The following is a 13340-nucleotide window of genomic DNA, read 5'->3' as shown; positions in this document are numbered from 1 at the left end:
CGTACGCATGCGGCTCAGCAAATCGGTGATCGCCGGTCTCGCGACCACAGCGGTCGCCGCGTCCGGCCTGGCCGGATCGGCTCTGACCACACAGTCTTCGCAGGCCGGTACGTCGGCCGGCGTCAAGATGAACCAGATCCAGGTGATCGGTTCGCACAACTCGTACCACCGCGAGGTCAGCGACGCGGAGAAGAAGATCCAGTTCGGCCAGCGGCCGGACTCGGTCGACCTCTGGTACTCGCACGCCCCGCTGAGCCAGCAGCTGGAGGACCAGAACGTCCGCCAGCTCGAACTGGACCTGTTCCCGGATCCGAACGGCGGCCTCTACACCTACCCGCTGATCCGCAAGATCGCCGGCCTGCCGGCGCTCACCGACCCCGAGCTGAGCAAGCCCGGGATCAAGGTGATGCACATCGTCGACGTCGACTACAACACCGTCTGCCGCAGCTTCAAGCAGTGCCTGCAGCAGGTGAAGACCTGGTCCGACGCGCACCCGTACCACGCGCCGATCGTCTTCAACCTGGAGCTCAAGCAGTCCGACCCGGCGATCGTCGCCCAGGGCGGAGTGAAGGCTCCGCCGTGGGACGCCGCCAACCTGAACAGCGTGGACGCCGAGATCCGCTCGGTCTTCAGCGAGCAGCAGCTGCTCTCGCCGGACGACGTCCGCAAGTCGGGCCTCACGCTGGAGCAGTCCGTCACCACCAAGGGCTGGCCGACGCTGAAGAACGCCGCCGGCAAGGTGCTGTTCTACTTCGACAACGGCGGCCCGGGCGCGATCCGCGACGCGTACCGCGACGGCAAGCCGAACCTGGAGGGCCGGGCGGTCTTCACCCGCGGCCCCGAGGGTGAGCCGGATGCCGCGATCACCAACGTCAACGACCCGCGGGGCGCGAACACCGCCGAGATCCAGCGGCTGGTGACGAAGGGCTACCTGGTCCGGACCCGTTCGGACGAGCCGCTGTCGACGATCCGCAACAACGAGTTCAGCCGGGTCGGCGTCGCGCTGGGCAGCGGTGCGCAGTTCGTCAGCACCGACTTCCCGGTGGCCGGCATGGCCTCGCGGTACGACAGCGACTTCGTCGCCGAGCTGCCGGGGGACACGCCCGTACGCTTGAACCCGGTGACCGGAAAGCCCGGGGCGCGCGTCGCGGAGAGGTGAACTGAACATGTCGGAGCACGTGGTCGATATCAGTTGGAGCCGTGGTGAGCACGAGTTCGCCTACGACACCTACAACCGTGACCACGAGTGGCGCTTCGACGGCGGGATCACCGTGCCCGGGTCCGCCAATCCGGCGTACCTGGGCAACCCCGGCCCGGTCGACCCGGAGGAGGCGTTCGTGGCCGCGCTGTCGTCGTGCCACATGCTGACCTTTCTGGCGATCGCGGCCCGCAAGCGGCTGGTCGTCGACTCGTACGACGACCACGCGGTCGGGGTGATGGCGAAGAACGCGGCCGGGCGGCTGGCGGTGACGCAGGTGACGCTGCATCCGAAGATCACCTGGGGCGGCCCGGAGCCGGATGCCGCGGCGCTGGAGCGGATCCATCACCTGGCGCATCAGGAGTGTTTCATCGCGAACTCGGTGACCACCGAGGTCACGGTCGCTTCGTAGTCCCGGCAAAAGAAACCACCCACCGGGTCTGGCCTGAGCCTCGCGCAAGCGGCGTCAGGACAGCCGGTGGGTGGTTCTGCGGTGCACCTCTGTGGTGATGCACCGAACGGATCCGGCGGCGCCTTGCACAAGGGCGCCTCTGTTTTGTGCGACCTCCGAGCGGTCCAACTCGGTGGGTAGGACCGTTCGGGTGCGCCGCCTGGATCCGTCTTCGTCCGGTTCGCGCCTTAGAGGGCTGCTGAAAACTCCTCGCTACGGCGAGGAGTTCCCAGCAGCCCTCTTACTGCTCGGCGGCGGCGTCGCTCCGGTCGTCTGTGGGGTTGATCGTCTCGACCAGCGCTTCGGTCCGGCTCTGCTCGGTCGCCAGCGCGGTCATCAGTCGGTGGATCGTCATGCCAGTGAGACGCCGCCCGGGCCGGGGTATGACGGGAATTTCGAGAAGTTTCTCGATGTGACCTAGGCCACTTTGTCCGGACCTACTTCTCGTCGAGCCCGTCGAGGCGCAGCGGGACGAGTTTGCGGGCCTCGTCGTACGACGTCCCGGTCAGCTCCAGGAGGTCGACGACGGTGGAGCGGATCTGGCCCAGGACGACGACCGCGGACAGGCCGGGAGGGAGTGGGAGATCCGCCGTCCGGCGGCCGAGCTCGCCGAGGACGCGGTGCGCGGCGACTTTGGCGGCCGGCTCGAAGAGGGACTCGGCGATCAGCCGGGTGCCGTCGGCGAGGCGGTCGAGGAGCATCGGGTACTCGTCGGGCATCCGCTCGTCGCGCCAGACCGACACCGCGCAGCGGCGGACCAGGACTCTGATGTTGCGGATCGCGCGGTCGAGCGGGACGACCAGGTCGGCGATCTGCTGGACGCGGCCGCGGTGCCGGCGGCGGAACGGCGACAGGCGGACGACGGCGACGCCCTCCTCGGCCGCGCTGCGCAGATCGTCCAGCATGCCTTCGCTGGCGCGGGCCCGGCGGAGCGCGTCGGTGAGCTCCCGCTCGTCGCGGTGCTCGGCGTGGGCCTCCTGGTCGGATTTGTCCCGCAGGCCCTCGGCGGTCTCGACGAGGATCGCGGACAGCTCGTTCAGGACCTCGGAGGCTTGTTGCCGGGGGCGACGAATCGCGGCGGCCGGGGCGATGGTGGCGGCGGCGAGCGCGACGAGCCCGCCGAGGACGGCGTCCAGCCAGCGGGAGAAGCCCGCGCCGGGGTTGGGCAGCAGGGTGGTGACGATCGCGGCCTGGACGCCGGCCTGGGTGGTCATCAGGGTGCCGGCGCCGAGCAGGACGGCGATACTCATCGCGAGTGCGACGACGAAGATGATCTGCGGGACGCCGGTGCCGAAGAACCGGACGAACAGGTCGCCGACCCCGACGCCGACCGCGACCCCGACCATCACCTCGGCGACCCGGCGTAACCGCTGGCCGAAACTGAAGCCCAGGCAGACCATCGCGGCGACCGGTGCGAAGAACGGTTGCTGGTGGCCCACGACGTACCGGGCCAGCGCCCAGGCGAGGCCGGCCGCGATCGCGCACTGGCCGATGAAGAAGATCCGGTCCCGCCAGCGCTCGACCCGGCGCCGCACCGAGGCCCGCGACCGCCGGGCCGCCCGCGGGGCCACGTCGTCGCGCAGCTCCCGCAGCTGGTCCAACGTCAGCCTGACCGGATCCATTCGCTCATTGTGCCCGGCTTGATTCAACCGGGCCTGTCGGGACACTGTTGCTACATGACCGAGAACAACCGCGAGGACTACGGCAGCTACAGCGTCGACGACGAGGATCAGCTGCAGGCGTCGGACACCCTGAACGACCGCGGGGTGGACGACCTGCTCGACGAGGGCTACTCACCGCCCGAGAAGTGGTCCGCGGGTGAGGGCTTCGGCACCACCGCCGAGGAGGCCCTCCAAGGCGAGTCCCTCGACCAGCGCCTCGCCCAGGAGGAGCCCGACGTCGACCCCTACGCCGAGGACGGCGAAGACGTCGGCGGCCCCGAGGTCGGCGTCCGCCGCTCCGGCCGCCTGGTCGCCCCCGACGAAGGCGCCCACACCGACTCCGAGTCCGACCTGGTCGCCTCCGACATCGGCTTCGACGGCGCCGCCGCCTCCGCCGAAGAAGCCGCCATCCACGTAGTCGACGACGAATCCAACTTCGAACTCGACGACGACGAGTCCAACCTCGACTCCTACGCCAACGTAGACCTAGGCGACATAACCGACCCCGAAAACTAACCCCCACCCCCAGCCGGCCTGCACGGCCGACCCCCTCGCTCGTGGTCAGGTCGCGCTGCGGCCGAAAGAGCAGGTGCCGATCTGAGCCCGTGACCGGTGGTCGGGTTCCGCCGCCCGCCGCCCGCCGCCCGCCGCCCGCCGCCACGCCCGGCCCGCACCCCGTCGTCGCGGCCGGGTCCTTCGCTGGTGGTCGGGTTGCGCTGCGGCCGGAAAGACAGGTGGGGCTCCAAGCCTGTGCCCGGTGGTTGGGTTGGGGGGTGGGTTTACAGGGGTGCTGGCGGTTGGCGGGGGGTGGCTGTGAGTGTGGCGCCTTGTTTGGGGACCAGGGTCACGTTTTTTGCCTGGGCTGGTTCGGGGGTGGGGTTTGCGTGGAAGTGGTGGGTGGTTAGGGCGGCGCGGAGGATTTCGGTGCCTTCCATGAGGGAGAAGCCGGCGCCTATGCAGCGGCGGGCGCCGCCGCCGAAGGGGAGCCAGGTGTTGGGGGCGGGTGGGGGGTCGGTGAGGAAGCGCTGGGGGCGGAAGGTGGCGGGGGCGGGGAAGTGCTGGGCGTCGCGCTGGACGAGGCCGATGGCGGCCATGAGGGTGGTGCCGCGGGGGAGGCGGTAGCCGGCCAGGTCGGTGGTTTCGGTGAGGCGGCGGCCGACCTGGTAGACGACCGGGTGCAGGCGGAGAGACTCTTTGACGATCGCTTCGAGTTCGCGATCGGCGCCGGTGTCGGCGGCGTGCTGGCCGAAGGCGAGGTCGTCGGGGCGGCGGGCGAGCTCGTGGAAGGCCCAGGCGAGGGCGGTGGCGGTGGTTTCGTGACCGGCCAGCAGCAGCGTGACCAGCTGGTCGCGGAGTTCGGCGTCCGTCCACTCGCCGGCGCCGAGCAGCCGGGAGAGGACGTCGTTGCGCCCGGCAAGGTTTCCGCGGCGGCGGGCGATCTCGTCGAACAGGATCTCGTCGACCTGCTGCTGGGCCCGCAGGAACGTGCGCCACGGCGGGATCCGCAGCAGCGGCGGGTAGAAACCGCCGAGCATGAGCACCGGCGAGACCGACACAATCTTGTCCAGCAACGGCCGCAGGGTGTTCAGCCGATCGACGTCGGTGACGCCGAAGATCACCTGCAGGATGATCTCCAGGGTCAGGTTCCGCATCCGCTGGTGCATCGCGAACGGCGTCCCGGTCGGCCAGCTCGCCACCTCGGCGACCGCCAGCTCGTGCACCATCGCGGCGTACCCGCGCAGCGCCGGCCCGGTGAAGGCCGGCATCAACTGCCGCCGCATCCGGACGTGGTCGTCATCGTCGAGCAGCAGCAGCGAGCTCGGCCCCATGATCGGCTCGAGCGCGGTGTTCCCCTCACCGGCATGCATCACCGCGGGCGAGCTGCCGAACACCTCGCGAATGTGCTCCGGCCGGCTCAGCACCACACACACCCGGCTCGCCGGCACCAGCCGGATCGTGAACACGTCGCCGTACTTCGCCCGCATCCGCGGGAAGAACGTCTTGCGATGGTTCGCGAACAGCAGGCTCTGCACCAGCGTCGGCCACCGCGGACCAGGCGGCAACGTCCGAGCGGTCTGCCGATCGAGCGTGCGGGAACCGAGCAACGGAGTCGGAGCCATACGATCGACGCTACGTCAGCCGAGTGAACAGCGCGCGTCCAATGCGACAAGGGCAGCGACGATCCGCGGCAACTGCTCGTCGCTGCTCGGATCGAGCCCGGTGAGACGCGCGACCTGCCTCAGCCGGTAGTCGACGGTGTTGGCGTGGACATGCAGATCGGCGGCGGTCTGCCTGCGGTTACGTGCGTTGCCCAGATAGCAGCGCAGTGTCGCCAGCAGATCGCTGCGGTCAATCAGCGGCGTCAACAGATCGGCCAGCCGATCACGCGCCGGCGTCGGTCGGCTGAGCTGATACTCAAGCAGCAGATCGTCCAACGCATACACACCCGGCGGACGCCGATGGCTGCGGACGACGCCGAGCAGATCACGCACCAACGCCGTAGCGGCCGGTACGTCGCCCGGCGAGCTACTCGTAATCGCCAGTGTGACGTCCACGCCAGCAACCCGGCTGAGCCGCCCGCGCAGGTTCTCCGCGTCGCCACGCGAGCAGGTGAGCAAGGCGATCCCGCCGTCCGCCGACAGACTCGCCATACTCCCCGGCAACCGATCCAGCTCGACCCGGATCCGCCGAAGCTTGCGGTGGGCAACGATCTGCGGATCGACTCCCGGCTGTCGCTCGTCCGGATGCGTCCCGAACGCCAACCCAGCCACCAGGAACTCGACCGGCAGCCGGACGCCGGCGCGCAGCGCGGCCTCGTCCGCCGCGCGACCTTCGAGCAGCGCGGCCAGCACCGCCTGCCGCGAGGCCTGGTCCTCACCCGCGATCGACTGCCGCTCCTCGAAGTAGCTCGCCGAGACGATCGCCGTCACCTGCTGCAGAAAGTCGAGGATCAGCCGGTTCAGCGCGATCGCATCCGGCAGTTCCTCGGGGCGGAAATCGCGGGCGACGTCGTCCGCGCACACCTTGCCGCCCAGGTGGTACGCCGCCAGCAGCGCCTCCAACGGCACCCCCTCCTCCGCCCGCCGCTTCGCCGACTCGCGCAGCGGCGCCAGGACGTCGCCAGTCGGGACGACGCCGGTCCGGAAGGTCTCGACGAACGCGCGCAGCGACTGGTCGGTGATCCGCCGGATGTCGCCCTGCAGCTCCTCCTCCGGAAGCTGCCCGTACATCGGGATCTCGGCGACCAGCCGGGCCAGCACCTCGTCCACCAACCGGCTCAGCCGGGACCGGACGAGCTCATGGACGAGCACGCCACCGCAGCGCAGGTGTTTGTGATCTGTCACAACGATCACCTCGTGAACTCTGGGCATGGCCCCAGCGACCGGCGGGCGCTTTGGGGTCGAACATTACTACCCATAAGTACAGTGTTCGAGCCATCGCGAAGGGTGACCACAATGAAACGACGGGTACTGCTGGCCGTAGGAGTGTTGGTGGCCGGCCTGGTCAGCCCCGCGGTGGCCCACGCGGCCGAACCGCTCGAGTACGTCGCCCTCGGCGACTCCTCGGCGGCCGGGCCGCTGATCCTCCCGCAGATCGACCTGCCCTGCACCCGGTCCGGGGTGAACTACCCGCACGTCGCGGCCGCCAAGCTCGGCGCGAAGCTGACGGACGTGACCTGCTCCGGCGCGGTCATCCCCGACTTCAGCGGCCGGCAGTTCGGTTTCGTGCCCCCGCAGTACAACGCCCTGAAGTCGACGACCGACCTGGTGACGGTCGCCATCGGGGGTAACGACACCGGTCTGGTGGCCGCCGCCCTCAGCTGTATCAACGTTTTCCCGGCCCCAGCCGGCATCTCCTGCAAGGCCCGCTACACCGCGGGCGGCCGCGACCAGTTGGCCGACCGCATCACCGCCACGGCCCCCGCCTTCGGGCAGGCCCTCGACCGCATCCGCGCCCTCGCGCCGAACGCCCGCATCCTCGTCACCGGCTACGGCACCTACATCCGCCCCGGCGGCTGCTACCCGCAGATCCCGGTCTGGCCTGTCGACGCCGACTACCTCCAGGCGACGGTCGACCGGTTGAACGCCATGCTCGCCGCCCAGTCCGCCGCCCACGGCGCGACGTACGTCGACCTCCGCAAACCCTCCATCGGCCACGACGCCTGTGCTCCGATCGGCCAGCGCTGGCTCGAAGGCCTCGTCCCCACGTCGGACGCCGCGCCCCTGCACCCCAGCCGAGCCGGCATGGCCGCCTTCGGCAACCTGGTCGCAGCCGCGGCCAGCTGAAAACACCCGCGCCCGGCGTCGGAGTGACACCGGGCGCGGGTTGGCAGGTGGGCGCCGGGGTGAGGGGCGCTTGCCCTGCCGGGTGATGGCGTGGCACTCCGCGGGGTGGGGGTGTACGGAGTGCCTTGCCGGGTCAGGAACGCTTGAAACGCAGGGTGAGGATCTGGAACGGACGCAGCTCCAGCTCGCCGTTCGCACGGTCGGCCAGGTGCCGCTCCAGCAGGTCCACCTCGGTCACCGACGTCGTCGGGAACGACGGGGTGATGGTGCCGCGGGCGCGGCCGCCGGCGGACTCGTAGAGGCGGACGACAACGTCGCCGGACTGGTCGTCGGCGAGCTTCAGAGCCTCGACGACGATGTTCGGGTTGTCGATGGTGACCAGCGGCTCGACGCCCTCGGAGCCGGTGACGACCCGCTCGGGCAGGTTGATCCGGTAGCCCTCGGCAACCGCCTCACCGATGCCGGCGCCGACCACGAGCGCGTGGTTGACGGTGTGCACACCCTGGTCGGTCTTCGGGTCGGGGTAGCGCGGCGCGCGGATCAGCGAGGTGCGGATCGTGGTCGTCGTGCCGCCGTCCGGGCGGGCGGTGCGGTTGATGTCGTGCCCGTACGTCGAGTCGTTGACGACGGCGACGCCGTACCCGGCTTCGCCGACGTGCACCCAGCGGTGCGCCGCGATCTCGAACTTCGCCGCGTCCCACGAGGTGTTCTGGTGGGTCGGCCGGAAGATGTGCCCGAACTGGGTCTCGGACGCCGACCGGTCGGCGTGCACGTCGACCGGGTACGCGGCCTTGAGGAACTTCTCGGCCTCGTGCCAGTCCATCGTGGTCTCGATGTCGACCCGCTTGGCGCCCGGCCGGACGCGCAGCGTCTGGGTCACCGACGACCGGTTGAAGGACCGCTTGACGACGACCGTCGCGACCCCGTCGACGGTGCTGAAGTCGACCGAGTCGACCTCGGTGACATCGCGGACGTTGTTCTTGTAGAACGAGTCGACGTCCCACGCGTCCCACTGGTTCGGGGTGTCCACGTGCAGCTGCAGAAGGTTGCCGACGGCACCTGGCGCGATCACCTCGCGCTGCGCCTCGACGTCGTACAGCGAGGTGATCAGCCCGCGCTCGTCGATGGTCACGCGGATGACGCCGTTGTCCAGGACGCCGTTCTCGACCGTCACCGACTGGCCTTCGCCGGCCGCGATCCCCGCGCCCAGACCGGCCACGCCGCTCCGGCCGTGCGGTGCGCCGTTGAAGACGATCTGCGCGTCGCCGGAGCCGGCCAGCGCCTGCTGCGCCTTGCCGATGATCGCCTCCAGCTCGGCGCCCAGCGCGGCGTACGTCTCCTCGGCCTCGCGGTGCACCCACGAGATCGACGAGCCGGGCAGGATGTCGTGGAACTGGTTCAGCAGTACGGCCTTCCAGATCCGGTCCAGCTCGGCGTACGGGTACGCGTCCAGCTTGCCCGCGACGACGGCCGCGGCCGACCAGAGCTCGGCCTCGCGGAGCAGGTGCTCGCTGCGCCGGTTGCCCTGCTTGGTCTTGGCCTGCGAGGTGTACGTCGCCCGGTGGATCTCCAGGTAGAGCTCGCCGGACCAGACCGGCGCGTGGTCGGCGTACTCCTCCTCGGCGGCGCTGAAGAACTCGGTCGGGGACTCGATCGTCACCCGCGGCGAGGACTCCAGGTTCGCGACCCGGCGCGCGGTCGCGACGAACTCACGGGTGGGGCCGCCACCGCCGTCGCCGTAGCCGAACGGGACCAGCGAGCGGGTCGCGGCGCCGTTCTCCTGGAAGTTGCGCTGCGCGTGCGCGAGCTCGCGACCGGACAGGTCGGAGTTGTAGGTGTCGATCGGCGGGAAGTGGGTGAAGACGCGGGTGCCGTCGAGACCCTCCCACCAGAAGGTGTGGTGCGGGAACCGGTTCTCCTTGTTCCAGGAGATCTTCTGGGTCAGGAACCACTTCGAGCCGGACAGCTTCACCAGCTGCGGCAGGGCCGCGGTGTAGCCGAACGAGTCCGGCAGCCAGACCTCCTGGGTGTCGATACCGTACTCGTCCAGGAAGAATTTCTTGCCGTGCACGAACTGCCGGGCCAGCGCCTCGCCGCCGGGCAGGTTGGTGTCGGACTCGACCCACATCCCGCCCACCGGAACGATGGTGCCCTCGGCAACGGCCTTTTTGAGCCGCTCCCAGACCTCGGGGTAGTTCTCCTTCACCCAGGCGTGCTGCTGGGCCTGGGAGAACGCGAAGACGAGCTCCGGGTACTCCTCGGCCAGCGTGGCGACGTTGGAGACCGTCCGGGCGACCTTGCGGCGGGTCTCGCGCAGCGGCCAGAGCCAGGCGGAGTCGATGTGCGCGTGGCCGACCGCGGAGAGCTGGTGCGCCGACGCGTGCGCCGGGCGGCTCAGTACGTCGGTCAGCTGGGCGCGGGCGTCGGCGGCGGTCTTGGCGACGTCCTCGTAGTCCAGGGCGTCGAGGGCGCGGCTGAGCGCGCGGAGGATCTCGCGGCGCCGCGGCTCCTGCAGGGACAGCTCCTTCTGCAGGCTGTTCAGGGCCTCGAGGTCGAGGATCAGGTCCCAGACCTCGGCGTTGAAGACCGCCAGGTCGGCGCGGGTCAGCTCGTAGATCGGCTTCCCGCCCGGCTCGGGCTTGTCGCCGATGGACGTCGGGGAGAAGCCGCCCTTGTCACCGAGCACCTCCGGGTTCGCGGCCGCCTCGACGTAGAACTCGATCGAGTCGCCGGCCGCGGCCGCCGTCCCGTCCGGGCCGAGGATCGACAGCGGAGCGTAGGTCTGCCGCGGGTGCAGGCCCTTGAGCGGACGGCCGGTGGTCGTGTGCACCAGGCCCTCCGCGGAGAAGCCCGGACCGCCGCTGAAGCCGAGGTCGATGACGGCCTCGATCTCGCTCCCGGCCCACTCGGCCGGGACCTGGCCGCTGAACTTGAACCAGGCGGTACCCCAGGCCGGACCCCAGGGCAGGCCGACCGCGGCCGGCTCGAAGGTCTGGGCGAGGGCCTCGGCGGGGGACACCGGCTCACCGGGTGCGTGCCACACCTCGATGTCCAGCGGGACCGCCGCGCCGTAGATCGCGGGGCGGATCCGCTCCCGCAGGGCGCGCTGGAGCCGCTCCTCGATGAGTTGACGGTCGTCGTGCACGGAATCATCCTCCGGGGACAGGAAGTGGTGGTGATGACAACGCTGTCACATCGGGAGGGGGCCCGTAAAGACGCAGTTTGTCCGAGCGAGCCGGTACTGCGCCGGGTAGCGGTTCGGTAGCGGCCGACAGGCTTGGCTACCGATCCGGACCGGTTGCCGCATAGGTTGTCCCGTATGGATCGCCCCCGCCTGATCGTGCCGGACTCGATGAGCCGGCGCCGCGCGCTCGGTCTGGGCGCCGCCGCGGCGGCCGCGCTGACCTTGCCCGGCTGTTCCCGCGGCCGCTCCGACGAGCCCGCGCCGGCTGAGCCCGCGACGCTCGCGACCGGGAACAAGGGCGGCGTCTACAACCGCTTCGGCAGCGGTCTGGCGAGCCTGGTCTCCCAGGTCACCGGCGTCCAGCTGACCCCGGTCGTCACCGACGGCTCGATCGCGAACCTGCGCAAGGTGGCCTCCGGGCAGAACGACGTCGGCTTCACCACCTCCGATTCGGCGTACGCCGCGTACGAGGGGCTCGGGCAGTTCGCGTCCGGGCCGCTGCGCTTCCACGCCCTGGGCCGGACGTACGACAACTACGTGCATGTCGTGGTGCCGATGGCGTCCAAGATCGACAGCCTGGAGAAGGTGGCCGGCAAGGTGGTCAGCGTCGGCCCGGAGAACTCCGGGACGAAACTCGTCGCCGACATGATCCTCGCCCAGGCCGGGCTGGCCACCTCGGTCACCAAGCGCACGCTCTCGCTCGAGCAGGCCGTGAAGCAGTTGAAGGACAAGGCCGAGGGCAAGGACGGCATCGACGTGATGATCTGGAGCGGCGGCCTGCCGACCGGCCCGATCGAGGACCTGCAGAAGACCATCGGCTTCCGCCTGGTCAACATCGGGGCCGTCGCGCAGACCATCGCGCTCAAACAGTTCGGCGGTTACATCGTCTCCTCGATCCCGCCGAAGACCTACGGCCTGGCCAGCGCCGTCCCGACGCTGACCATCCCGAACTACCTGATCACCCGGCCGAACCTGCCCGACTCCTGGGCCTGGTGGATCGTCAACACCCTGTTCCGCCGCCAGAAGGACCTGATCGGCGACCCGAACGACAAGGCGAGCTTCCACCCCGAAGCCGGCGCCCTCGACCCCCGCTCGGCGATCGCCACCATGCCCGTCCCGCTGCACCCGGCCGCCGAACGCTGGTACCGCGCCAACCACATCTGAGCCGCCCGGCCGGCGGGCTCAGACGTCGTAGTCGTCGATCAGCGGGACGCGGACCTCGATCACCAGGCCGCCGCCGATCGGCGGGCGGGCGACCACGCGGCCGCCGACGCGGGCGGCCTCGGAGCGGACGATGGCCAGGCCCAGGCCGGTGCCCGGCATCTCGCGGTGGTGGGCGCTGCGCCAGAAGCGCTCGCCGACCTTCTTGAGATCGCGGGAGCCGAGGCCGAGGCCGTGGTCGCGGACGGAGAGCACGACCTCGGTGCCGTCCCGGGTCACCGAGACCTCGACCGGCGGGGCGCCGTACTTGGAGGCGTTGTCGAGCAGGACGTCGAGGATGTCGTCGACCTCCAGCTCGGGGCCGACGCCGCCGGGGACCATGTCGCCGATGATCAGCTCCAGGTCGTCGGCGGCGTACACGGCCTTCCAGCCGACCAGCCGCTCCTTGACCGCCTGGGCGAGGTCCAGCGGCTCCTCACTGTTGCCGTCGGCATCGGCGCCCGGACGGTCGGAGCCGGCCAGCCGGGACAGCCGCTGGACGATCCGGCCGAGCCGGTCGATGTCGCTGAGCGCGAACCGCGCGGTCGGGGACAGCCGGGACAGGCCCTCGATGTGGATCCGGGCCGAGGTCAGCCGCGTCCGCAGCTGGTGCGAGGCGTCGGCGACGAACTCGCGCTCGCGCTGCCGGGCCTGGTGCAGGCTGAGGGCCATCGAGTTGAAGCTGTCGCCGAGGCGGCGGAGCTCCGGCGCGCGGCCGTCGGTGGAGACCCGGGTGTCGAGCGCGCCGCGGGTGATCTGGTGGGTCGCGTTGTCCAGGTCCTTCAGCGGGCGGATCACCCAGCGGCTGATCGGCCGGACGATACCGGCGATGATCGCGCCGATGCTGATCAGCAGGCCGATCAGCAACAGGATCAGGCTGCGCCGGACCTCGACCCGCGGCTCGTCGGTCGGCACCCGCAGGACGGCGGCGCCGAGCACCCGGCCGTTGTTCGCGACCGGGCGGGCGACGACCATCTCGCCGTGCTGCCACGGCCACAGCGCGGGCGGCTCGGCCGGCAGCCGGCCGGCCAGCGTGCTGCCCAGGGCGGTCGCGATCTCCGGCTCCTCGAGCACCACGCCGGACTTCGACGTCGCGACGACCTTGTTGTTGTCGTCGACGATGAAGACCGGGGTGTCGTAGAGGTCGTCGTAGCGGACGGCCATCTCGCGCAGGTTGGCGATGTCACCGGACTGCAGCGGCGCCTCGGCCATCGTGGCGAACCAGTCGGCGTCGTTGCTCCGGGACAGGAACAGCGTGCGCGAGGCGCCGGTGGCGATGAAGTTGGCCAGCGGGACGGTGGCGATGATGGCGAGCAGGACCACCATCGGAACGAGGGACTGCAGCAGGCGACGGCGCAAC

Annotated in this window: 10 protein-coding genes; 5 read left to right on the top strand and 5 right to left on the bottom strand. The window is 70.4% G+C overall.

Annotated features, from left to right (window positions below; genetic code table 11):
- Positions 1-7 precede the first annotated feature (7 nt).
- Positions 8-1159 carry a phosphatidylinositol-specific phospholipase C1-like protein gene (locus HPO96_RS22205; RefSeq protein WP_171675501.1) on the top strand — a complete coding sequence of 384 codons (1152 nt, stop codon included), beginning with the start codon at positions 8-10 and terminating at the stop codon, positions 1157-1159.
- A gap of 7 nt (positions 1160-1166) precedes the next feature.
- Positions 1167-1610: an OsmC family protein gene (locus HPO96_RS22200; protein ID WP_171675499.1), complete on the top strand. Its 444-nt coding sequence runs from the start codon at positions 1167-1169 to the stop codon at positions 1608-1610.
- A 476-nt stretch (positions 1611-2086) separates the two neighbouring features.
- On the opposite strand, the gene HPO96_RS22195 is transcribed toward HPO96_RS22200, so the two are convergent.
- Positions 2087-3271 (bottom strand): FUSC family protein, encoded by a 1185-nt coding sequence (locus HPO96_RS22195; protein WP_171675497.1) that lies wholly within the window; start codon positions 3269-3271, stop codon positions 2087-2089.
- 54 nt (positions 3272-3325) lie between these two features.
- On the opposite strand from HPO96_RS22195, the gene HPO96_RS22190 reads away from it, so the two are divergent.
- Entirely contained in the window at positions 3326-3826 is a 501-nt protein-coding gene (locus HPO96_RS22190) for a DUF5709 domain-containing protein (protein ID WP_171675495.1), read from the top strand.
- Between the two features lie 263 nt (positions 3827-4089).
- Here the strand turns inward: HPO96_RS22190 and HPO96_RS22185 are convergent, their stop codons facing one another.
- Together HPO96_RS22185 and HPO96_RS39685 are read right to left on the bottom strand one after the other, a co-directional pair.
- Complete coding sequence (locus HPO96_RS22185; RefSeq protein WP_171675493.1) at positions 4090-5430, bottom strand: cytochrome P450; 1341 nt, start codon at positions 5428-5430, stop codon at positions 4090-4092.
- Positions 5431-5445: 15 nt separating this feature from the next.
- Positions 5446-6654: an RsbRD N-terminal domain-containing protein gene (locus HPO96_RS39685; RefSeq protein WP_202886265.1), complete on the bottom strand. Its 1209-nt coding sequence runs from the start codon at positions 6652-6654 to the stop codon at positions 5446-5448.
- 111 nt (positions 6655-6765) lie between these two features.
- Between HPO96_RS39685 and HPO96_RS22175 the strand changes: the two genes are divergently transcribed.
- Complete coding sequence (locus HPO96_RS22175; protein WP_171675489.1) at positions 6766-7596, top strand: SGNH/GDSL hydrolase family protein; 831 nt, start codon at positions 6766-6768, stop codon at positions 7594-7596.
- A gap of 133 nt (positions 7597-7729) precedes the next feature.
- On the opposite strand, the gene HPO96_RS22170 is transcribed toward HPO96_RS22175, so the two are convergent.
- Positions 7730-10741 carry a glycoside hydrolase family 38 N-terminal domain-containing protein gene (locus HPO96_RS22170; RefSeq protein WP_171675487.1) on the bottom strand — a complete coding sequence of 1004 codons (3012 nt, stop codon included), beginning with the start codon at positions 10739-10741 and terminating at the stop codon, positions 7730-7732.
- Positions 10742-10915: 174 nt separating this feature from the next.
- Between HPO96_RS22170 and HPO96_RS22165 the strand changes: the two genes are divergently transcribed.
- On the top strand, positions 10916-11944 hold the full coding sequence (locus HPO96_RS22165; protein WP_171675485.1) for a TAXI family TRAP transporter solute-binding subunit: 1029 nt from the start codon (positions 10916-10918) through the stop codon (positions 11942-11944).
- Positions 11945-11962: 18 nt separating this feature from the next.
- On the opposite strand, the gene HPO96_RS22160 is transcribed toward HPO96_RS22165, so the two are convergent.
- Complete coding sequence (locus tag HPO96_RS22160; protein ID WP_238355380.1) at positions 11963-13339, bottom strand: sensor histidine kinase; 1377 nt, start codon at positions 13337-13339, stop codon at positions 11963-11965.
- Position 13340: the final 1 nt, after the last annotated feature.

The organism is Kribbella sandramycini (assembly GCF_013131805.1).
In the GTDB taxonomy this organism is placed as follows: Bacteria; Actinomycetota; Actinomycetes; order Propionibacteriales; family Kribbellaceae; genus Kribbella; species Kribbella sandramycini.
Note: the sequence above shows the minus strand (reverse complement) of the source record. Positions and strands in the feature narration are given on the sequence as shown.